The 22,379-nt window shown below is 43.6% G+C and carries 22 protein-coding genes and 1 pseudogene; 12 read left to right on the plus strand and 11 right to left on the minus strand.

Features of this window, described 5'->3' with window-relative positions:
- Positions 1-80: 80 nt before the first annotated feature.
- Positions 81-1,526 (minus strand): N-acyl-D-amino-acid deacylase family protein, encoded by a 1,446-nt coding sequence (locus CAG60_RS16350; protein ID WP_161439437.1) that lies wholly within the window; start codon positions 1,524-1,526, stop codon positions 81-83.
- A gap of 179 nt (positions 1,527-1,705) precedes the next feature.
- Here CAG60_RS16350 and CAG60_RS16355 point away from each other — a divergent pair, with 179 nt between their 5' ends.
- Both CAG60_RS16355 and CAG60_RS16360 read left to right on the plus strand, forming a co-directional pair.
- Positions 1,706-2,977, plus strand: a complete 1,272-nt coding sequence (locus tag CAG60_RS16355) for an amino acid deaminase (RefSeq protein WP_161439438.1) — start codon at positions 1,706-1,708, stop codon at positions 2,975-2,977.
- 89 nt (positions 2,978-3,066) lie between these two features.
- On the plus strand, positions 3,067-3,930 hold the full coding sequence (locus tag CAG60_RS16360; RefSeq protein WP_004395533.1) for a MurR/RpiR family transcriptional regulator: 864 nt from the start codon (positions 3,067-3,069) through the stop codon (positions 3,928-3,930).
- A gap of 147 nt (positions 3,931-4,077) precedes the next feature.
- On the opposite strand, the pseudogene CAG60_RS16800 reads toward CAG60_RS16360, so the two are convergent.
- Both CAG60_RS16800 and CAG60_RS16370 read right to left on the minus strand, forming a co-directional pair.
- Positions 4,078-4,164, minus strand: a pseudogene (locus tag CAG60_RS16800) (glycoside hydrolase family 3 N-terminal domain-containing protein); the annotation flags it as partial.
- Between the two features lie 179 nt (positions 4,165-4,343).
- The gene (locus tag CAG60_RS16370) at positions 4,344-5,468 is read right to left on the minus strand and encodes a multidrug effflux MFS transporter (protein ID WP_161439439.1); all 1,125 of its coding nucleotides are present in this window, start codon (positions 5,466-5,468) and stop codon (positions 4,344-4,346) included.
- Positions 5,469-5,567: 99 nt separating this feature from the next.
- On the opposite strand from CAG60_RS16370, the gene CAG60_RS16375 reads away from it, so the two are divergent.
- Entirely contained in the window at positions 5,568-6,365 is a 798-nt protein-coding gene (locus CAG60_RS16375; protein WP_161425711.1) for an AraC family transcriptional regulator, read from the plus strand.
- Between the two features lie 4 nt (positions 6,366-6,369).
- Here CAG60_RS16375 and CAG60_RS16380 read toward each other — a convergent pair whose 3' ends face one another.
- From CAG60_RS16380 to CAG60_RS16390, 3 genes are all read right to left on the minus strand, one after another.
- Complete coding sequence (locus CAG60_RS16380) at positions 6,370-7,092, minus strand: sulfite exporter TauE/SafE family protein (RefSeq protein WP_072669336.1); 723 nt, start codon at positions 7,090-7,092, stop codon at positions 6,370-6,372.
- A gap of 163 nt (positions 7,093-7,255) precedes the next feature.
- Positions 7,256-7,381 carry a hypothetical protein gene (locus CAG60_RS16385; protein ID WP_411847835.1) on the minus strand — a complete coding sequence of 42 codons (126 nt, stop codon included), beginning with the start codon at positions 7,379-7,381 and terminating at the stop codon, positions 7,256-7,258.
- A gap of 1 nt (position 7,382) precedes the next feature.
- Entirely contained in the window at positions 7,383-8,288 is a 906-nt protein-coding gene (locus CAG60_RS16390) for an EamA family transporter (protein WP_161425710.1), read from the minus strand.
- A 147-nt stretch (positions 8,289-8,435) separates the two neighbouring features.
- Here CAG60_RS16390 and CAG60_RS16395 point away from each other — a divergent pair, with 147 nt between their 5' ends.
- From CAG60_RS16395 to CAG60_RS16405, 3 genes are all read left to right on the plus strand, one after another.
- On the plus strand, positions 8,436-8,906 hold the full coding sequence (locus tag CAG60_RS16395; RefSeq protein WP_202598248.1) for a MarR family winged helix-turn-helix transcriptional regulator: 471 nt from the start codon (positions 8,436-8,438) through the stop codon (positions 8,904-8,906).
- 293 nt (positions 8,907-9,199) lie between these two features.
- Positions 9,200-10,957 (plus strand): AMP-binding protein, encoded by a 1,758-nt coding sequence (locus tag CAG60_RS16400; protein WP_161439440.1) that lies wholly within the window; start codon positions 9,200-9,202, stop codon positions 10,955-10,957.
- 9 nt (positions 10,958-10,966) lie between these two features.
- On the plus strand, positions 10,967-11,887 hold the full coding sequence (locus CAG60_RS16405; protein WP_161439441.1) for a bile acid:sodium symporter family protein: 921 nt from the start codon (positions 10,967-10,969) through the stop codon (positions 11,885-11,887).
- A gap of 441 nt (positions 11,888-12,328) precedes the next feature.
- Here the strand turns inward: CAG60_RS16405 and CAG60_RS16410 are convergent, their stop codons facing one another.
- On the minus strand, positions 12,329-13,363 hold the full coding sequence (locus tag CAG60_RS16410) for a methionine synthase (RefSeq protein ID WP_161439442.1): 1,035 nt from the start codon (positions 13,361-13,363) through the stop codon (positions 12,329-12,331).
- 31 nt (positions 13,364-13,394) lie between these two features.
- A complete protein-coding gene (locus CAG60_RS16415) occupies positions 13,395-14,369 on the minus strand; it encodes a DUF1852 domain-containing protein (protein WP_161439443.1) in 975 nt (324 codons plus the stop codon).
- Positions 14,370-14,864: 495 nt separating this feature from the next.
- Between CAG60_RS16415 and CAG60_RS16420 the strand changes: the two genes are divergently transcribed.
- From CAG60_RS16420 to CAG60_RS16445, 6 genes are read left to right on the plus strand one after another with little or no spacing between them, the layout of a single operon-like run.
- A complete protein-coding gene (locus CAG60_RS16420; RefSeq protein ID WP_237667809.1) occupies positions 14,865-15,530 on the plus strand; it encodes a hypothetical protein in 666 nt (221 codons plus the stop codon).
- The gene (locus CAG60_RS16425) at positions 15,499-15,903 is read left to right on the plus strand and encodes a DUF2000 domain-containing protein (protein WP_161439444.1); all 405 of its coding nucleotides are present in this window, start codon (positions 15,499-15,501) and stop codon (positions 15,901-15,903) included. Before CAG60_RS16420 ends, CAG60_RS16425 begins: the two co-directional genes overlap by 32 nt.
- Positions 15,900-16,652, plus strand: a complete 753-nt coding sequence (locus CAG60_RS16430; protein ID WP_237667810.1) for a formylglycine-generating enzyme family protein — start codon at positions 15,900-15,902, stop codon at positions 16,650-16,652. The genes CAG60_RS16425 and CAG60_RS16430 overlap by 4 nt, the downstream gene beginning before the upstream one ends.
- 15 nt (positions 16,653-16,667) lie before the next feature.
- Entirely contained in the window at positions 16,668-17,306 is a 639-nt protein-coding gene (locus CAG60_RS16435) for a molybdopterin-dependent oxidoreductase (protein ID WP_161439445.1), read from the plus strand.
- A 9-nt stretch (positions 17,307-17,315) separates the two neighbouring features.
- A complete protein-coding gene (locus tag CAG60_RS16440; protein ID WP_202598238.1) occupies positions 17,316-17,927 on the plus strand; it encodes a LysE family translocator in 612 nt (203 codons plus the stop codon).
- Between the two features lie 16 nt (positions 17,928-17,943).
- A complete protein-coding gene (locus tag CAG60_RS16445; RefSeq protein ID WP_161439446.1) occupies positions 17,944-18,744 on the plus strand; it encodes an AraC family transcriptional regulator in 801 nt (266 codons plus the stop codon).
- Positions 18,745-19,131: 387 nt separating this feature from the next.
- Here the strand turns inward: CAG60_RS16445 and CAG60_RS16450 are convergent, their stop codons facing one another.
- The 3 genes from CAG60_RS16450 to CAG60_RS16460 form a co-directional block, all read right to left on the minus strand.
- Positions 19,132-19,821, minus strand: coding sequence for a hypothetical protein (locus CAG60_RS16450; protein ID WP_161439447.1), 690 nt, complete (start codon positions 19,819-19,821; stop codon positions 19,132-19,134).
- Positions 19,822-19,950: 129 nt separating this feature from the next.
- Positions 19,951-21,678: an ATP-binding protein gene (locus CAG60_RS16455; RefSeq protein ID WP_161439448.1), complete on the minus strand. Its 1,728-nt coding sequence runs from the start codon at positions 21,676-21,678 to the stop codon at positions 19,951-19,953.
- A gap of 9 nt (positions 21,679-21,687) precedes the next feature.
- The coding region (locus tag CAG60_RS16460) for an SIR2 family protein (protein WP_161439449.1) at positions 21,688-22,379 on the minus strand (692 nt) is incomplete at its 5' end.

Here is a 22,379-nt window from a genome sequence, read left to right on the forward strand (position 1 = left end):
CCTTCTACACCATAACGTTTAATTGACATAATATTCTCCAGTGATAATACTTAATCTATAAAATTAATTAATTTTATAGATTATTGATGGGTGTTATTTCTATAAATAAATACACCATTTCTATTGTCGGTTACTTTATCTTTTAAATAAGATAGCTCACCATTTACAAATACAGATTCAATACCTTGCGCGACAGAAATTGGATTTTCGTACGTTGCAGTATCTTTAATTGTATTTGGGTTAAATAAAACCAAATCTGCGTAAGCGCCTGCTCTTATTTCTCCACGATCTTTTAATTGATAACGTGTGGCAGACATACCCGTCATCTTGTGAATCGCTTCTGCCAATGGGAAAAGCTGCTCTTCACGACAGTAATGCCCCAAGACTTTCGGGAATGTGCCCCACAAACGTGGATGTGGATGCGGGTCGTTTGGTAATCCATCTGAGCCCACCATGGTCAACTTATACTTAAGTACACGTTTAACGTCGCTTTCAACCATGCAGTGATAAACCGCGCCCGCAGGTTGCAATGCTTTTGCCGCTTCCATAAGAGGCAAGTGCATATCGTCAGCAATGTCTTTCAGCATCTTGCCAGCGTGCTCTGGTTTGCTTTCAGACCAGGTAATGAAGATATCAATTTCATCCGTAACCTGTTTTAAATCCAGTGTCGAAGAGCTAGCGGAATATGGATAACAATCGCAAGACACGTCTTGATGCTCAGAAACCTTGTCCATCAAATCCAGCACTTCTACCGTACGTCCCCAGTTGCCTGCACCTGCACATTTAAGATGAGAAATCACCACTGGCACTTTAGCGTACTGCCCAGTTTCAAAGGCTTCTTCCATTGCGCTGATGATTTCTTCAAACTCGGTGCGCATGTGTGTGGTGTAGATACCACCGTGATGACCGAGAATTTCCGCTAGGCGCATGACTTCGTCCGCGTTCGCTTGCTTGGCACTCGCATAAGCAAGACCCGAGCTTAAACCCAATGCCCCTTCTTCCATCGCTTGCGTCAATGTTTGGCGCATTTGGTCGATTTCTTCATCGGTTGCCGTGCGCAGTAAATCGTCCATCACATTGTTACGTAATGTCGTGTGACCGACTAACGCCGCGACGTTAACCGCAGGGCTAGCCGCTTGTACCGCCTTCGCATATTCCGCAAAAGTTGGGTATTTGAAATCTTCCTGCTTGCCCAATAGATTCATTGGGTCTGGCGGAGTACCACTGAGTACCGCAGGGCTTGCGCTAATTCCGCAATTGCCTACGATTACCGTCGTCACGCCTTGGCTAATCTTTGCTAAGCAATCAGGGTAACGAATCACATTGATGTCATCATGCGTGTGCACATCAATAAATCCCGGAGCCAACGCAAGACCTTGACCGTTGATAACCTTCTTTGCAGAAAGCTCGTCTAGCTGACCTACTTGCTCAATACGATCTTGACGAATTGCAACATCAGCAATGAATGGTGCTGCACCTGTACCGTCAAATACCTCTAAGCTTTTGATAATGGTGTCGAACAGCATACTTCACTCTCTTCGTCCGTAATTAACATGATTCCATCTTAATAATTCTTGAAATTTAAACAGTGAAGAAACACACAAAAAACTCAGATTTGTTTGATACTTTTTAACATATTGTTTATGGTGGTTAGCAACAAACACTTAATATCAATCAGTTAAACCATGTTAGAAGTAGGTGCGCCATGAAAGACAATCGCCAAAAGTGTGATAAAAACTATCATAATGAGTTTGTTACCACGCCAGGTTACGGAGAAAAGGCTCAACCTGTTGCGGGCAATTCGGAAGGATTACACAGTTTGATCCATGAAGAGATCACCCTACCCGCTGCGGTGATCAAATCTTCTTCATTAAAAAACAACCTCGATTGGATGCAGCGTTTCGCCAATCAACACAAAGTGAAACTGTCACCGCACGGTAAAACCACCATGACACCTGCTTTCTTTCAGCAGCAATTAGAAAACGGCGCTTGGGGCATTACCGTAGCAACGCCGGCTCAGGCAGAGATTGCGGCTCTCGGCGGAGCGAAAAATATCATCATGGCGAACCAACTAGTGGGGCGCGCGAATATGACCATCATCGCCAACTTGGTTAAAGCCCATGGGATCAACTTCTATTGCTGTGTGGACTCAAGCCGAAACGTCAAAGCGCTAGAACGTGCGTTCGCTGAACATCAATTGCCGCTTAATGTACTGATTGAGTTTGGTGTCGAAGGCGGTCGCTGTGGATGCCGAAACCAGCAAGATGTGGTTGAACTCGCTACTCTCATCCACCAGCAACCTCATCTTACGCTCAAAGGTATCGAGGTCTACGAAGGCGTCATTCATGGTGACAATGCTGAACAGGACATTCGTGACTTCCTCAACACCACATTAGAAATCGCAGCTCAGCTACAAAGCAAAAAGTTGATTGAGTTCAAACCTCTGGTTACTGGCGCAGGCTCTGCTTGGTATGACGTGGTTTCCGAATGCTTCGCCAACCTAGAAGATTTTGACGCCATCATTCGCCCAGGTTGCTACGCGATTCATGACACAGGCATTTACCTAGACGCACAAAACAAAGTCATGCAGCGAGCTGAAAACAACCAAGGGGCAGCGTGTGATTTAGGCGGTGATTTGGAATCGGCTCTAGAGCTTTGGGCTTATGTCATTTCTCGCCCTGAGCCAACTAAGCTAGTTGCTGGCTTCGGTAAACGTGACGTTGCATTTAATGCCGGGTTGCCAATCCCTGAACGCGCATACCGCGATGGTGAGCCAATCTCGATTGAAAGTGCGCTAACTACCGCAGTGATGGATCAACACGCCTTCATCGAAGTAGACGCAAACAGCGACCTTCAAGTGGGTGATATAATTGCCTTCTCAACCTCTCATCCATGTTTAACATTTGATAAGTGGCGTGCCGTGGCAATTTGTGATGATGAGTATCAAGTCACTCATTGGGTGAAAACATGTTTCTGATGATGAGCTTAGTGAAGCTTTTCGCTATACTTCATGCCAAACCTGTAGAGGCGGAACAATCGCCTCAATGTAAAAGATAGGAACACAGCTTGAGTTTAGAAATCGATATTATTTCGCAAATCACTGAGCGTTTCAGTGCGCTGCGCGATGCCGAAAAGAAGGTCGCTAAGTTGATCCTAGACGACATTCAAACTGCCGCCAATGCCAGCATTACTGAACTGGCAGAAAGCGCAGAAGTGAGTGAAGCCACCATTACCCGTTTTGCCAAAGCTATTGGCTGTAAAAACGTGCGAGATATGAAGATCAAATTGGCACAAACTTTAACGGTTGGACAACGATTCATCCTTGAGCCTCCCGATCAAAGTGGCTACCAAGGTATCTATGAGTCGATCAAGCAATCCCTTGACGTAAACCACCGTTTGATTGTTGAAGAAGATATCGACACTGCCGTGAACTGGCTACACAACGCAAGACAAGTGATTTGTATTGGTATGGGTGGCGGTTCAACCATTGCAGCACAGGAGATGCAGCATCGTTTGTTCCGTCTGGGCTATCCTGTTGTGGCCTATAATGATGGTTTGTTATCGCGCATGATTGCGGCTACTGCAGACACAAACGATGTGTTAGTGATGATCTCAGCCACAGGCTATACTCCTGCGATCATTGAAACCGCGCAATTAGCAAAGCAGTACGGCGTAAAAGTCATTGTGATTACTCCGAAAGACACGCCTTTGACCGAGCAAGCCGATTTGGTTCTGCCTATCGAGCACCAAGAGACAGATTTCATCTACAAGCCATCCGCTTGTCGTTACGCGATGTTGGCTTTGGTTGACGTGCTTTCAATGTCATTAGCAGTTAATCATAAGCGACGCTCTCGCGATAAACTGCGCCGACTCAAGGTTGCTCTCGACTCTTATCGTGGCGGTTTAGAAAGGCAGCCTCTCGGAGATTAAACCGAGGTAACTCCTTCCGATGACAGTCGATTCCGAAAACGACAAAGCCCGATGTTCAACATCGGGCTTTTGTTTATTCGTGACTTGGTAAAGGGATAATTTGAAGATATCAGTTACTCACCATGCTAGACTACATTCAGTCGTATTCCCGATGTTCGTGCTGTCTGAAATAATAACGCCTTCAAAGCCCATATTTTGACGCAGCAGTTGCTGTAAAATCGTCGCCGATAAGGATCGCATCCAACTGTGGCTACGCCGACTAACCCTGTCGATCCAAAAGTAAATGAAAAAATGGATAACAGGCTCAGTCATTCATGTGGGCGTACTCTCCTAAAGAAATGAGGCAATCGGATTAGGGGATTTCAGCTAGAGAAGTCAAGAGGAGAAAATCAGAGTTACTCCTCCTGATTTTGTCATTGATGTGAACGTAAGAACGTCGCACAGATTGTCGCTATACTGCATATCACTAATACCAAACCTAAATGCTGAACGATACCAGCTAAAGCTAATCCACCACCAATCAATAAGTAATACATCAGTCCCAATAATGCGCCAGCACTACCCATTTGTTGTTTATAATCAACCAAAGCTAAACTCAGTACATTGGGAATCGCAATACCAAAAGACATCACCACCAACATCATAGGTAGAACAAACCCGATTGAATTTAGCATACTAAAAACACCGCTAGCTCCTATCGCTAATAACAGCGTCGCTAACCACAATAAAGTCCTTTGCGACACTTTTTTGGCAAGGAGGGATTTGTTTGCATAACTGCCAAGCAACGTACCAAATCCCAAGACAATCCCACTGTAGCCGAATTGTTCAGAATTCAAACCTAAGTCAGAGAAAATAAATGCGCCGAGTTGGTAATAAGAAAATAAAGCAATGTTATAAAGCGCAACTAATATTACTGACAGCCATATGTGTCGGTCTTTAAACATGCTAATACTTAAATAGCCAAGTTGTAGTGGTTGCTTTTTAGTTTGAGTTTCAGGAAGCTTGAACAAATTATAGAAAAACAACAGCAAAGCGATAATAAATAGTGCGAAAAACACATAATGATGACCACCCATTGCTGTAAGTTGACCACCTAACAGCATGCCTAACACTGGACTTATCGAAATACCCATTCCCATTAAACTAAAGACCTTGCCTAGTTCTTCACCACTAAATGCATCACGAAGCATTGTCTGTGTAACCACTGAGCCAACCGCTATTCCAAATGCGCTGAGTGCTCGTGCAATCATAAGCACGGTAAAACTTTCCGCTTGAATCGCGACCAAAGCTGCACAGCTGTATGTAAATAACCCAGCCATCATCGTTGGGCGTCTACCAAATTTGTCCGCCAAAATACCCCAAACTAAAACACCCATGGCAAAAGCTAAGAAGTAAACGGATAGTGTTTGTGCAGCTTGGGAATAGCTAACAGAGAAGTATTGAGCTATGGACCCTAAAGCTGGGCTATAAATAGTTTCAACAATTTGTGGCAACATCAACATCACAATCATTAGCCATAAAGACGGTTTCGTATTCATATAAAGTCCTCATTATGAATCACATTGGCGCGCAGTATAAATCGGACTATCATTTCCCTATTAACAATAAAAAAACCAAAAACATCAAAATTCGGACAAATGGCACTTATTAATCAAGAAACTCACTTCGATCCTGATAGCTTAAATTCTAGCGTTGTTGGCATAGCCGCTAACGTTGGTAAACACGACTCTGGTAGGCATCAACATAAAAAAGGGCAATTACTTTTTGCTCCGCAAGGGTGTATGAGCTTTGCTTTAGACAATGCGATATGTATTTTACCGCCGACAAAAGCGGTTTGGATTCCGCCATCAACGCCACACCGTGCGACGATGACGAATGTTGTCGCTTATCGTTCGTTATACTTCGATTGCACTGATTTTGAATATCCAAATGACATCACCATAATTGAAGTAAATGCACTGCTAAAAGCACTGATTAATAAAATGTCGTTATGGTCATGGGATAAATCTGAACATGAAATGAAGAATACGACAGCTCTATTTTGGGAGGAGTTTTACGCTGCAAAACGTCATGCATTTCAAATTCCTCTACCAGTAGATCGTCGATTTAATAAATTCCGTGAGCAATTGATGAATGAATCTTTTTTAGTGCCAAGTCTGACCTCCATTGCCATCTCTATCGGAGCAAGCAGCAAAACTGTCACTAGGCTATTTAAATCAGAAACAGGGATGTCTTACCAAGACTGGAAACAGCAATGGCGTTTATTAAAAGCTATTGAATTACTTTCTAGAGGAATACAAGTGAACGACGTTGCCCATTGGCTAGATTTTTCTTCGGATAGTGCTTTTATTGCCTTTTTTAAGAAACAAACCGGACAGACACCTTTAAATTTCATAAGAAATAATATTGAGCACTTTGATGAAGGCGGTAGATAAATGGTCAAAATAATCCATGCCATACTGCGGTTGCGCCGCTGACTAAACAAAGTACCAGCGCTGCAACGCGGATTTTTTCTTTCGGCAATGAATACGTGGTTTTACGGGCTAACAGATAGCCTAACCAAGCAGCGGGGATCAACGGTAAAGTCAGCAGTACATGGTGCCACGTTAAAAAACCCGTCGGCCACTGCACCATTAACGAGATGATCGAACTAAATACAAAGAAAGCCGATAAATTACCGCGCAGTTGATTAGCTTCTTGATGCTGAAGCAACAGCGCCATCGGAGGGCCACCGATGCCACTACTGGTACCAAATACGCCAGAGAAAAATCCCGCGATGCCCATCCGAGTTGGATTTGGTTCAATACGCAGCGGCAGCAAACTCACTGCTACCGCAAACAGCACTAGCAAACCCAGCCACAGAGCCAAGGCCTGAGTAGAAATCCACATCAACAGTAAACCACCGACAATCGAACCCGGTATACGCCAAATTAAGGCCATTTTTAACCCACCAATCGAAATGCTCTCGCGATGTTTCATCGCATTAAGCACCGAAATAAATAGCGCGACCAAACAGATCGGCGCTGGCACATAATCTGGAGAAATCAGGAACAACAACGGCGATGCAACCACAGCTAGCCCAAAGCCGATCGCGGTCTGTACAAAGGAGCCTATGAAAACCAACATTATGGCCATCCACACACTCGCGTCTAAATATTCCATTTCGTTGCCTTGAACTATCATGTATCGAATGGCACTGACGGTATCAGTTCAGCAATATTTCGCAATAGAAACGTTTTGCCCAAATTGACCATGTCACGGTGCACAGACGAAAGCGCTGTCTCGTAGGCACTCAGTAATCACTATTCTGCCAGACACCTTCATTCTAAAACGGTAAATCCAGTATTTCGATCTGATTAAAATGTGGTTCTGCAAGGCCTTTTAAGTAGTTCGCCACATTCAAACTTTGTGAGTATGCGCTTTGACTGCCAGAGATAAGAGTCCGTTTCATATCAATTTCTTTTTAAACTGAAAGCCAGTGTTGTTGAATAAGTGGTTGAGGTGGAACGCGGGATAGCCAGCACGATCGAGATAAAAATCGCCCCTGCGCCGAAAATTTGCGTCCAAGTGAGTGCTTGTTCGAGAATGACATAACCCAGCAAGCAAGCTGAGACGCTACTTAAAAATCCGAGAAAGGACACAGTGACCGTTGGCAGTTGCTCAATACCACGGAACCAGAGAAAGTAAGCCAACATAGCGCCAACCACACTCAGATATCCGTAACCCAGGTAGTTAAGCACAGTAATTTGCTCTGGTACGCCTTCAATCCACAGGGTCGTGGGCAGCAAAAACACGCCACCAAACAGTAATTGCCAGCCGGTAAATCCAAGTGTGGACATGCCTTGAGGACGGCCCCATTTTTTGGTCATAACCACACCAGAGGCCATACTGAATGTTCCTAAACAGGCGATCAATAAACCTTGTATGCTCAAAGATGCGGTTTGATTAAGCACTAATAGTCCAATCCCAATGATACCAACACCCCCAGCAACCCACTGCAAAGGGGTGATCCGTGTACTCAGAAGAATCCAACTCATCATCATCACCAACATAGGTTGGAATGACATCACCAATGCTGCCATTCCTCCTGGTAATTCAGTCGCTGCAAAAAATAAGCAGTAAAAGAAGAAACCAATATTAAAAAAGCCCAATACAGGTAAACGCCACCACCAATGTCCAGTTGGTAAAGTTCGAGCAAACAGTACTAGCAATATCCCAGCAGGCAGAGCTCGTACTAAAGAGGCCATGAGTGGCGAATTTGGCGGTAGTACTTCGGTGGTTACGATATAGGTGCTGCCCCATACGATAGGTGCGATGGCAGTAAGCAGCATCGTCTTGATTCCTGACGTTGTATTCATTTTTGACCCTATTTAGTAGCGTTAACTTCCATAAAAGTATCTCTTAAAAAAGATACTTTTTAGAAAATAATAGAGAAATGGTTTTTAATCAAGTATCTTTTTAAAAAGATAAATTTAGAGGGAGACATCATGTCAGCAGATAACACCATGCCAAATGACAAAGTAGATGCCATTCTTGCACAATGGCAGAATGTCAGACCGGAGCTAGATTGCTCGGCGATGGGTATTGTTGGCCGATTAAGCCGCACTTATGGACTTTGGAAACCTCAATTAGAGCAAGTCTTCCAACGCTTTGATTTAAGCTCAGTTGAGTTTGATATTCTGGCAACCATCCGTCGTAGCAATACCGCCATCACGCCTACTGAGTTGTACCAAACCTTGATGCTCTCTTCCGGTGCGGTCAGCACACGTATTGAACAGCTAGTGCAACGCGGTTTAGTGCAGCGCATTGCCAGCGATCAAGACAGGCGCAGTTGTAAGGTGATTTTGACCGAACAAGGACAAAGGTTGATCGACCAAGCCTTGAATGACCATGTCGACAATATGAATCGCATGTTGAAAGTGCTCACGGAACAAGAACAAATACAGTTAGAGCAGCTCTTAAAAAAATTCTGCTAGCAGAATAAAAACCGAAATAGCAAAACTGATTGAGAAGGTACGCAGATAAATAAGACAAAGAATGATCGGCGAGTGAACTACCTACGCCTACCAATGCTGTCAATCCAAAAAATAAATTCAAAGATGGATAACCGTCTTCAACCAACACCACAGCTTCAAGTCGTTAGGATAAATCACATTTCCGAAGATAGAAATTCAGAAATTGCTGACTAAAATCAGCACCTTCTGTGGTTTGTGCTATACGTTAATGAGTCAGATATCAAAACAACGATAACTTGTTAAGTGAGCGCTTCATGTCTAACGATGCTATTTATGACCAAGCCCCTTGGGTCAAACTCTACAGTCCGGAGCAAATGGCTTTGCATCAAGGCCATGCTAAAGACAGCCATGCTTGGCGCAGTATTCCTGAAATGCTCAGTGAAGCGGCCGCCAAATACCGCCAACGTAAAGCTTTTACCACCTGTATGCCCAATGGCATGAATGGCTGCCTTACCTTTGGACAGGTCGATGAGATGTCGACCGCTTTTGCTCATTACCTACGCGGCGAACTTGGCTTGCAAGTCGGTGATCGCGTTGCGGTGCAAATGCCAAACTGTTTAAGCCTACCCGTTGCAGTCATGGGCGTGCTCAAATCTGGCTGTATCTTAACCAGCGTTAACCCACTGTACAGCCGACGTGAAATGAAACATCAGTTCTGTGACGCTGGGGTAAAAGCGATTGTCATTTGCGATATGTTCACCGATAAACTGCAAGACATTATTCAGCAAACCCCGATTCAGCACGTTGTCGTCACCTCTCTCGCCCAGTGGTTTCCTCCGGTGGTGCGCGGCATTCTTAAGCTGGTCTTGAAATATTGGAATAAGGTGATCCCAACGCATCAGTTGAGCCATCATTCTATCGATCAAGCGATTCAGCTTGGCCGCCTGCGCCAAAAAAACGATAAGCTGAATGTGGAAGAGTATTGGCAAGGTTTAACTCGCGCCGATACCGCGCTGCTGCAATACACAGGCGGTACCACTGGTGTCGCCAAAGGGGCGATGCTCAGTCATGGTAACTTGCTCGGTAACGTAGAGCAGATGGATAGCCTAGTTCAAGGACACGTCACGAGCGGCCAAGAGACGGTACTCACCGCTCTGCCGCTGTACCATATTTTTGCTTTCAGCGTTAACTTGTTGGAGTTTTGGCATCAAGGTGCGCACAATATTCTGGTACCCAGCCCAAGACCTATCCAAAACTGTCAACGCGCGTTTGATAACTATCCTATCAGTTGGATGACTGGCGTAAATACCTTGTATAACGCGCTGCTCAATGAAGAGTGGTTCACTACTTTTCCGCCTAAACATCTTAAAGCCGCTTTAGCTGGCGGTACCGCTTTACATGCTACGGTTGCTGAACGTTGGCAAAAAGCCATTCATTGCCCTTTAGTGGAAGGTTATGGCCTAACCGAAAGCTCGCCGGTACTCTGTTTTAATCCCTTAACCGATCCGCGTCCCGACTGTATCGGCATTCCAACACCGGGTACTCAGTTGCGTTTAGTGGATGATGACGGGCATACCGTCCCACTTGGTGAGCCGGGAGAACTGATTGCTAAGGGCGTGCAAATTATGCAGGGCTACTGGCAACAACCGGAAGAAACGGCTCATGCGCTGCGAGATGGTTGGTTATACACTGGCGATATCGCCATCATGCATCCCGATGGCCGCTTACGCTTAGTCGATCGGAAAAAAGATTTGATCCTTGTTAGTGGTTTTAATGTCTACCCCAACGAAGTGGAAGAAGCGATCGCTGGCTTAGAGCAAGTGATGGAGTCAGCGGTCGTCGGCGTTCCTGACCCACTCACTGGCGAACAAGTTCAAGCTTATGTGGTGCTGCGTGAACAAGGATTAGACGAAGCAAGCTTGAGGAAACACTGTAAAAATGAACTCGCCGCTTATAAGGTCCCGAAAAAAGTGGTCTTTGTTGATGAGCTACCGAAAACGCCAGTAGGCAAGGTTCTGCGCAAAGATGTTCGTGCCATGGCCCTTGGCCAACTCACCCGTTCTGATCATTAGGAGGCCACCATGTTAAGCGCTTTTGAAGAAACCCTATTATCGGTCATGATGATCATCATTATGTTTGGCATGGGCGCAAGCCTGACCTTTCGTGATTTTCGGATCGCCTTTAAACACCCTAGGGCTATCGTGGTCGGATTCAGCTCGCAATATGCCCTAATGCCCTTTATTGCCTTTGCTTTATCTTGGCTACTTAACCTCACCCCAGCACAAACGGTCGGCATGGTACTAATTGGTTGTATGCCTGGCGGCACCACCTCTAATATCTTTGCTTACTTTTCACGTAGCCTACTCAGCTTGAGTATCATGATGACTATCTGCTCAACAATAGCGGCTTTTGTGATGGTTCCGCTACTGATGCAGTTCTATACCCAAGGAATTGATGATTCGCTGCGTATCCCGCCCGATCAAATTGGTCGCTTATTGTTTGCGCTCCTGATCCCCACTCTGATTGGTATCTGGTTGCGGCGTAAAAATGCCAATATTGGCGCTGTGATTGAACTAACGGGGGGCGTGTTAGGCGCATTGGTGATTATTTTCTTGCTGGCCACTTGGGTGCCACGTAACTGGCAACTGCTGCTCACCACTCATTGGACGGTTTATGTTGCCGTTATCATGGTTGGATTGATTGGCTTTAATTTTGGCTATTTCTTCTCACGCTTGCTTGGTCTTAATCCACAAAAAGCGCGCACGGTATCATTAGAAACCGGCATTCAAAATGGCCCCCTCGCCGCTTTGGTGGTTAGCCTAAGTTTTGCAGGGGAATTACAGCAACAAATCTTATTGATCCCAGTCATGTACTCACTGTTTATCGTTATCAACTCCACGGTAGTCACTTTCTTTTACCGTAAACGTACCTTTAGTGAAGAGCTAGCGCGCGATCAAGCAAAAATCGAACCCGCCAGTAGTACTAGTTCATCAAGCCAGTAAATATGGCGCTCACCTCAGTTATCGCGATCAAGGCCGCTATGCGGCCTTTTCAATAACGAATGGCATGTTAATTAGATGCTACAATCAACAGCCCTGATCGCAGTATTGATTGATGCCCATGGGGATTTACCTGTGCTTACCAGCAACCGTAAGTGGCTGATGATGCAAGAACTAAAAATAAGTTTTATTGATAAGAAAAAGAGATTCAATAACCAAGCTTAGTCTTGGTTACCCAATTGTTTATCACACCATTTTTCAATATCGGGTGCATAGAGAGCCAATAAACCAATGCTCATCGCAATACCACAAATAATGTAAATCGCTACCATGTTGCCACTCCCGATTGTATCTGAAAATCCATTAACTGGCTGTCCTTGCATCGTGCACTTAAACGCTCAATTGTTCATAGTCTAGCTAAATACGTGGCTATTTGCTAACACACTACGACTTCGCTAATAGTTCATTTCTCACAATTTCAGCACCAGCGCTTAATGAGTGGAGTTTCGCTCGTGCTACCGCTCTAGACAAGGGAGCCATGCCACAGTTTGTGCACGGGTAGAGCTTATCGGCATCGACGTATTTCAGAGCATTACGCAGGGTGGCCGCTACCGCCTCTGGTGTTTCAATGCTGTTAGTTGCGACATCGATAGCACCGACCATCACTTTTTTGCCACGTACCAATTCGAGTAACTCCATTGGCACATGAGAGTTATGACACTCTAAAGAAATGATATCGATATTCGATTGTTGCAGTTTAGGAAACACCTCTTCGTATTGACGCCATTCACTGCCTAAGGTTTTTTTCCAATCCGTATTGGCTTTGATTCCATAGCCGTAACAAATATGTACCGCGGTTTCGCATTTTAAACCATCGATAGCTCGCTCAAGCGCTTCAATCCCCCAATCATTGACTTCGTCAAAAAAAACGTTGAACGCGGGTTCATCAAATTGAATGATGTCGACACCAGCCGCTTCTAGCTCTTTGGCTTCTTCATTAAGAATTTTCGCAAACTCAAACGCTAGCTCTTTACGAGATTGATAATAACCATCGTACAGAGTATCAACCATCGTCAGCGGCCCAGGCAGAGCCCACTTGATGGGCTTATCCGTTTGAGAACGCAAAAATTTTGCATCTTCTACAAACACCGATTTCTGCCGAGATACAGGGCCGACAACGCTTGGCACGCTAGCATCGTACCGGTCACGAATTTTCACCGTTTGCCGATTCTCAAAATCAACGCCATGCAAATGTTCAATAAAGGTCGTTACAAAGTGCTGACGGGTTTGTTCGCCGTCACTGACAATGTCTACCCCTGAGATTAATTGTTCATGTAAGGCAATACGCAGAGCATCGTATTTACCATCTATCAGCTCTTGTTGCGCTAATTTCCAAGGTGACCAAAGCACTTCTGGCTGAGCTAACCATGTCGGTTTTGGCAGACTGCCTGCCGTTGAAGTTGGGAGTAATTTTGTCATAATGTTGGCTATTCTACTGTTTGGTTGACGATTAAGCGCACTGAGCGACCCATTGTTCAAGAACCGATTGATAAGGTTTGATGAAGACTTCTTCCGCATACTTACCTTGTTTTATCGCCAGTTGAGTGCGCTCTTCGCGGTCATAGACAATATCCGTTAACGAGTGGGCATCGCTTTTCAAGTTCGCTTCATAGCGCTCACCAGCAACCCGGTTAGCAAAGTAAATCTCAGGGCGATAAATCTTTTGGAAGGTTTCCATAGTGCTGATGGTGCTAATCAGCTCCAAATTGGTGTAATCGTTAAGCAGATCGCCAAAGAAATAGAAGGCAAAAGGCGCAACACTGTTTTTCGGCATAAAGTAACGAGCTGTTAAGCCCATCTTCTGGAAATATTGTTCCGTTAGCGATAAATCCGTCGGCTGGTATTCCACCCCCAATATTGGGTGTTGGTTATTGGTGCGGTGATAGACTTTGCTGTCTGACACGCTCAAACAAATCACCGGTGGCTTAGTAAAGTTTTGTTGGTAACCTTCTGAGTTAATGAATGATTTAAATAAGTTACCATGCAAAAGACCAAAATCTTCTGGTACTGAGAATTGCGCTTTGCCTTTATTGTGATCCAGTAGACGGACACTAAAATCGTAATCACGAACATAAGAAGAGAAGTTATTGCCGACAATCCCTTCAATCCGTTGACCGGTTTTACGATCCAAAATACCGGTTTTTAACACTTCAATCGATGGAATGGTTTCGCTGCTATTTTCTACTTTGATATTGGCTGAAATAATATCTAACTCGACCGAGTAGCGATCGCCTGTTGGGTTATCCCAACAAGCCAACTCATTGAAACGTTGGTCTATCATGCGCAATACACTACGCAAGTTCTGTTTACGATGTTCACCACGCGCTAAGTTAGCAAAGTTCGTGGTAATACGAGTGTTGTCTGCTGGATGATAATTTTCATCAAGACGAGTCTTTTTAATGGTAAAAGTAAAATGTTGAGTCATCAGCGTTATCTTCCGTGTCAATCAGATGAAACCAAATGATCATCCGTTCAATTCATGACTCAGTTATAACTCGCCCTTAATTAACTTAACAATGTTGTTACTTAATGTTGATTGTGAAAAAAATTCATGTTCGGTGTGCTTCAATAAAAAATAGTAAGGCAGAAGATAGGATTGCGTCTGTTAGACAACTGATCTGCATCAACCATACAAGACAGAAAAATAAGGTATTTTATGCGTTTTGATAGCATTTTCATCTAGACATATAAATAACTTCGCGATAAATGGCACCTTAGGGTAAATAGTTTGTATTGAGTATACGAAACCTATTATTCAGCCAAGTGTCACCCTATTGCTTATCCACACTATATAAAATCTCTTGATAGCTAGCTTTTTATTATTCAAAATTGGGGAAATAAACAACAGTTTTGTACAATACTTGTGTTAAGGAGAGTTTTATTGTGTAGCTCAATTACTGCTGTGTAAAAGGACTATACAATGACACCAAATAACGGCATTTTTTGGCTTAGGCAAACTCCGAAAATAACCTGTGTAGCTACGCTGGGACCTGAAGGTTCAAGCAGCCAATATGCAGCTCAGTACCTATCAAGGCTTATTGGGGACCCATTAGAAGTACTATTATTCAGAACCTTTGAACAAGCCTCTGAGCATGTTGAATCCAATGAGTCATGTTTACTTCTTGTTGCTAATGCATACCAGAGGGTTGATAACTTTTACATGAACGAGCGAACGCTCCTTTTAGGTTCGTTTTTTTTTGCCCCCCCCGCCTACTACTTGGCATGTAAAGATATATCTAATCTGACATTCAAAATATTGAGTAAAAATACAATATCTATAGCGTCTCACCATGCTCCACTATCTCGATTAGACGGCCTTATACGATCGTCCGAAGAAAATATCCCTGATATACGAAAAGCTCAAATTGAAGTACAGCTCACTGACTCTACCAGTAGTGGTGCTCAACAAACAGCGGTTGGGAACGTGGATTGCTGTCTCGCAAATATCAACGCAATAAAACTACACAATCTTACGGTAATTTCTCAGCCACTACATATCGAAATGACATGGGTGGCGTTTTCTAAAAACACAATCATTCAAAAGGAAATTGATAATGGAAAACAACAAGTGCGTATTAATTATTGATAAAGATCTCCCATTAGGAGTTATAGCAAACACTGCCGCTGTGCTCACCCTGAGCCTAGGGAAAGCTCATCCTGAATTAGTTGGTGAGAATATTACAAACCGAGATGGTGGAGAGCATCTTGGTATAACTAGAATTCCTATTCCCATTTTGGCCAGCAGTAATAACGAACTCAAAATCATTCGAGACAAGCTTCAACCTGTAACAACGCTCGTGGATTTTTCGAATGTAGCCAAAAACACAAAAAACTATGAGGAATATTCAAGTGCAATTGCCGAGACTGAAGCGAAAGATATTGAGTATCTTGGAATCGCCGTCTATGGAAATAAGAAATTGATTGCGAAATACACCGGAAATATGAGGTTAATGCGATGAATCACTTGATAGAAATGGTACTCGTATCCGGGTCTTCATATCAACGTGGCTCAGATTTAAGCCCAGATGAACAACCCATATTATCGGTTACTTTGAGTGATTTTTTCATTGATGTCCACCCAGTCACAAATGAAGAGTTCGCGGTATTTGTCGATCAAAAAGGCTACGAAAGAGCAGAGTACTGGTCAGAAGAAGGATTCAAATTCATTCAAGAAAATAACATTACAGAGCCGTTGTACTGGCGTAATCCGAACTGGAATGGCGCGAAACAACCTGTTACTGGGATCAGCTGGTATGAATCTGAGGCTTACGCTAATTTCGTTGGCAAAGAACTACCGACAGAAGCCCAATGGGAATTTGCCGCCAAAGGAAATGACAATAGATTATATCCTTGGGGCAATTCTCAACCATCTGTTTCAATAGCGAATTATGCACCAGACTGTGAGCCATTAGAACTTGATAGACGCTCTACTGAGTGGGATGCCCATCCTCAAAATCGTTCTCCATTTGGGTGTGTGGATATGGCCGGGAATCTAGCAGAATGGTGTCGAGATAATTACCAGCCTGACTATTCATGGGACAAGACTAATTCAGACCCTGTTTACATCAGTAAACGACAAGACGATCACGTCGTTCGTGGCGGATCTGGTCTACATGACGAGGACTACATGCGCTGTACATGTAGAGATAATTACCCACCAACGGTACGAGACAATATTGTCGGATTACGCTGCGTTAAAAATTTATAAGGGGAGAGTCACAACATGAAAACACCATATATTGAAAAGAAACCCTCTTCTCTTCGTTACTATCAAGAAGGACCACCAGAGTCATTTGATGCAATAGATATATCGACTTGGACACTGAAAGTATTTTTACCTTCTGAATCATCACCAATTCAAATTACATTTGAAGAGCTCAAAAAGATCGCAACTATTACGGAAAATAGAAGAGTTGTTTGCGTATGCAATTGGAGTATCAGAAGAACTTGGACCGGCATATTATTAGAAGACCTATTCGAATATTTGGGGATCAATCCATCTAGGTATCGTTGCTACAACCTTAAACAACTTAGTTTAGGTACCGCGAAAGGAGTTTATGATTCAACCATCAAACTTGATAATGCTTTTGAAAACAGAGCCATGATCATTTGGGCTATCGATGGTGCGGCTTTGTCGTTGGAAGAAGGCTACCCAATTAGGTTGGTTGATTTCTCGTTATATCGCTATAAGGGAGTCAAGTGTCTATCAGAGTTACATTTAACCGATGAATTTGAACAGGGATATTGGGAGAGGCAAGCGGGCTATTGCAAGACTGGCAAGATCAAACCCAAAAGATATCGAATCGTTGATTTACAAGAACATCGCTTCATTGATGGCACTGGCGAAGTTACGGATTTTTAAGGAACAATAATGATTTCACAACTAATAGCGATGGCTGCTTTTGCCTTGGTGACTTCGATCTCACCAGGCCCAGTCAACATTTTAGCCACTGTTACTGGAGCGAATTACGGATATACCCGTACTATACCTCATATCACTGGCGCAACTTTCGGGTTTGTATCCATTTTGTTTTTGTTGGGCTTTGGATTATCGCAATTCATTGCCGAGATTCCTTATTTAGCAAAGGGCATGACATATGTAGGAGGAAGTTTTCTATTATATCTCGCTTATAAAGTGACGACCCAAGAACCTACCACTAAAAGTAAAGATTCAGAAGAAAGCAAATCAGCGCCATCGCTCTTACAGGGTATGATGTGCCAGTGGCTGAATCCTAAAGCATGGATCGTTTCGCTTGCTGGTATTTCAGTTTTTTATACAGGGCAAAACGTAGGACTAGAGGTATTACTTTTATTCTGTGGCATATTCTTTGTCGTTTGCTACATATCGCTCTCAGTGTGGGCAATACTAGGGGTTACCATAAGTTCTGTTATAGAAACACCTAAGCAGTTCAAGCTGTTTAACATCTCTATGGGACTACTATTAGCGTTAACTGTTCTATATACTTTCTTCATATCTAGTTGAAAGAGTATTCGTTGATATGGCTAAACAGCAATTTTATCGATCCAATATAATTCCTATAGAACTGCGTTGTTCCACAAATTCAAACGCATGCTATGGTAAACATACTCACGAAGAGTTTTCTGTTGGATCGGTAGATTGTGGTCAAAGTGATTATTTTAATAACAATATGGAAAGCAAAATCGAAATGGGCTCTCTTGTCATAGTGAACCCATTGGAAGTACATTCATGTAACCCCACTCGAGATACAAATTGGAGCTATAAGATGCTTTATGTATGCCCGAAGTGGTTAGGTAACATACAATCCATGATTGTAGATAACCCCTCAAAAAATTTCATACCATTCTCGATTATCCATACTAATTCCCCAGAGCTCTACTGGCAGTTTCAATCATTGGCAGACTCAATCATAGACGATGTCGATCACATAAAAATGGAAGAAGAAAGCATCGAATTTTTCTCCGATTTATTTCGCAATGCCAACGCCATAGATATAGATGAGTTGAGCCTAACAAAAGTAAATATCGCCAGAGCTCATCGTTTTATACGTGACAACTTCAAAAACAATATCTCAATCAGAGAGATTGCTCAACACTCTGGGTTAAGTGAATACCACTTAATTCATTCATTTCGAAAATCTTATGGGATAACCCCCCATGCCATGCAAATTGCCATGCGAATAAATGAAGCGAAGGTGTTGCTAAAGAAAGGATATAATATTGCATCAGTTGCCACAGAATTAGGATTTAATGATCAAAGTCACTTTCATCGTAATTTTAAAAAACTAGTAGCAGCCACTCCAGCTCAATACAAAGATTAATCTACATTAGTTCTGCTGTGAATGTTTGCTACGCCATTTTGTATGGAAACGGATTACTTCGTCAGAAATAAATATAAATATAGAATGCTCTTCCGACACTCATTACACCGAAAGCATGATGTAATCGATTAGTATATCGACTAGATTCGACGGTTTGATAAGCGGTGAAAAGCTTCTCTGACGAACATGGAAAGAGAGGTTTCTTACAATGCGATATACTCTCGTCTCTACCCCTTCTGAAAAGGGGATTTGCAATACACCATCTAATCTGTAACTTTCTAATTTAGTAAGCGCTGTAACTCACAAATGGACATAAACGATTTAGAACTAATGCTCTACAACGCTTCTATCAGATTAGGAAAAGTATGTTGATTCCTTAATCGTTTGTTAGCTGCCGCCCAGATTAGCTCTAGCAGACTCTGTGATTTCCGTAGAAAGTAACCACATTAAGTCTGTAGCTTCCTCAATGTAGCCAACCGATATGTCGATTTGAGAGTGATTCATAGCTAAGCCATTTGTATGCTCAATAAAGTCTGACTTTATTGCTTTACCACCATTGTGAACCCAATCGATCCGTACTAGGCGAACCTCATTATTTAGGCGTTCAAATGCGTTTACAAACGGTTCAGTTGGCTCTGTAACGACCCCTAATGCTTTAAAACATGAAATGACATGAGCAAGGTCACTAGAATGTTTAGCACGTTTGATTTTTCTTAGGTTTGGTTCAGATCCAAGCTTAATTGCAAGCCTACTATAGAAAGTACTAATCTCGTTTTCAAACATCGACCAAGCGGTTAGCAACATTGACTGTCTTTGATACATGGGCATAACCGAAGTGAAGATATCTTTAAAGTCAAATTCATCTTCTGTGATGCCAGCAATATGCTGTTTCTCTACTTCTACAACCTCGCCCTCATCTCCAGCCCACTCTTGAATGAAAACTTCATCTGTGTAAGTTTCAATGTGCTGGTCTATGTTTTCGACAAAACTGTCAACAAATTCAATTTGCTTTCGGTTAAATGCTCGTAGTAGATTCAACTCTTCAGGCATGAAGAATAAATGCATATTTTTGAACATAATACCTCTCGATCTATTGTTGAACGTTTAGGTAGCTAACGCCCGCATTTGCGGCTGGTTTAGAGCGCAGCGGAAAGCCAGTCCGGCAACATGCGTTTGTTAGGGCTTAATAGCTTGATAAATAACATTTTACTGAATGTTCTGTTTGCGCCAATTATCAACAGCAACTGATAAACGGGTATCTTTGACAGGTTTCTGCCATTCATCCCAAAAATCAACTGTGCCACTATTTGGCTTATTCTGCGGCTCATCAATTCTGATTCGGCTTGGCAATAGACTAGCATCGCCTACGACTAGTGCTTCACCAGTATCGAGTGTCGGCAAAATGTCGCTAAACCCGCCGAGACTATCTGGAAGTAGACGCTTGATAACTCCCTGATCTTCAGCGTTAGTTAACCTCATGGATACAAAATTGCTGCACTGGCTAAGCATCGTCTTATTTACTTCAGACGGACGTTGACTTATCACCACTAGGCTGACTCCATATTTACGGCCTTCTTTCGCTATACGCTCGAAAATATCGAGAGAGATATCATCGGCAGAATCAGCCATATTGCGCTGTGGCATATAAAGGTGAGCTTCGTCACACAGAAGAGCGATAGGGTGGCGTAGTTCAGAAGGCGTCCATTGCTGAACAGAGAACGTGACCCTCGCGACCAGCGATACGATCAGTGGCAAAACGTCAGATGGGACTTCTGAGAAGTTAATTATTTTGATCCCGGCCCGACCATTCTCATCAGTGCTCCCGAGTATGGCAGTGGTGAATTTCTCAAGCCAAGTGAAATCCAGCACGTTTCCACCGCCGCTGAACATAAATCCGAGGCGCCTATCAGAAATTTTGTTCTCTAGGCGGGAAATCATGCGGGCAAGCTTCCCGAAGAAATCGCCCTGCTTCTCTCCGCGCGCTCCAGCGACCATTTCAACGTTAATCTCGTTCAACTTTCTCATGAGGAAATCGAGAGCAAAAGGAACCGGACTATCAACAGTGAAGTGCTTTAACACGTCTTGCTGGCCGTTATCTTCCAAGTATTTGCGTTTTGCTTGGTTTATTTCACGCGCCATAATCATTGCCTGATTGGGCGCGTTCTGGTCGCTACGATCTACAAACATGGAAACAAGCGCTTCATAAGAAAGTAGCCAGTACGGAAGGTAGATCACAGAGTCATCAATGGTGCGCTTGGCTTCAACGTCTGCGGGACCGGCCACCTTGAAATGCTGGATGCCTTTACCAACCAAAGGGGCATATTCGCCATGAAGGTCAAAGACGATAGCGTTAGCGGTGGAGAGCCCTGACATCTGCTCAATGATTTTGGCTGTCGTCCAAGATTTACCCGAACCGGTGCTACCGCCAATAAAGGCGTGGCGCTGGAAAAATTTGTTGCCGTTGAGGTAGGCGACAGCATGTTCGTCCAGTGTGTATTTGCCGAGAGTTAGGGAATTACCATCGGCTGATACGCTGGAAAGGGTACGCATGAAACCTGTGAGGTTTTCACCTTCGAGCGAGAAGCAATTCGCGTCGATTTCAGGAACGCTTTCGAGAGTCCGTCGGAATACGTTTTCTTTTTCTCCGTCACGATCCAGCATGGTGCCAATCAATGAGATACGGCACAGATTTAACTCTGGCGCGTGATCGTTGATACCATCATTGATTATGTCTTCGATCCCACGTTTTCGGGTCACCTGCGTAATTAAACCGATAAGATGCTGTCCGGGCCTGCTGCTTTGCAATACAGCAAGATGGTTAACCTGCAACCTTTTGAGCTGGTCGACGTTCTCCACATCTACAATCACGGTTGTGGTATCGACGGACGCAACCTTACCAAGCGCGTCCTCATCTTCAAACGTAAAAATCGGCATATCAACTTCCTATATGATGAGTGAAAGGTAGCCTTCAAGGCTCCAGATATTCATCTCTACTGTAATGGGTACCTTATTCAGAGAAGAATAAACGATAGATTGATCGTCTGTTCCGCCCCGTTCTATTGCGAGGTAGTTCTGCGCGCTACCATCAATAATTAGCTTTTTGGCTGATTCAGAGAGCGCATAAGTGATAATGGTTACAGGTGTCTTGTGCCTAAGGCACTTCACCATAAGCTTCGGCTGAATATGCTCATCATTGAAGCCGTAGCCAATACAAAGGTAAGAACCAGCCTCACTGATAGCCAGATCAGCATGGTTTATAATGGAGCGGAAAGGCTCCAGATGAGTTTTTTGGTATTTCTGAGTACCAGGGGTGACGATCTGCGGTTTATAGTCGTTCGGTATCTCTTGGATATTTGAAAGTGCGACAGTATCCCCCATAGGGGACTGGAACCAATCCAGTGAACCATGGACTTTCCAGATATTAACCCTACGAGCAGACGTAATTTCTGTAGGGGCTGCAAGTTGGCGGAAGAAGCCGTGTGTAAAACCAGTGTAATGATGAATACGCATATGATCGCAAGCGTACTCAACTAAGCGATCATAATTTGTAGTGATTATATTTATCTTCCTGAGGCTGCTTCTGAACATATGCTCAAGAAGGCGACTCAAAGAGAACATCCCGCTATAATGAAGAC

This window comes from Vibrio sp. V33_P6A3T137 (genome assembly GCF_009904835.1).
GTDB lineage: Bacteria > Pseudomonadota > Gammaproteobacteria > Enterobacterales > Vibrionaceae > Vibrio > Vibrio metschnikovii.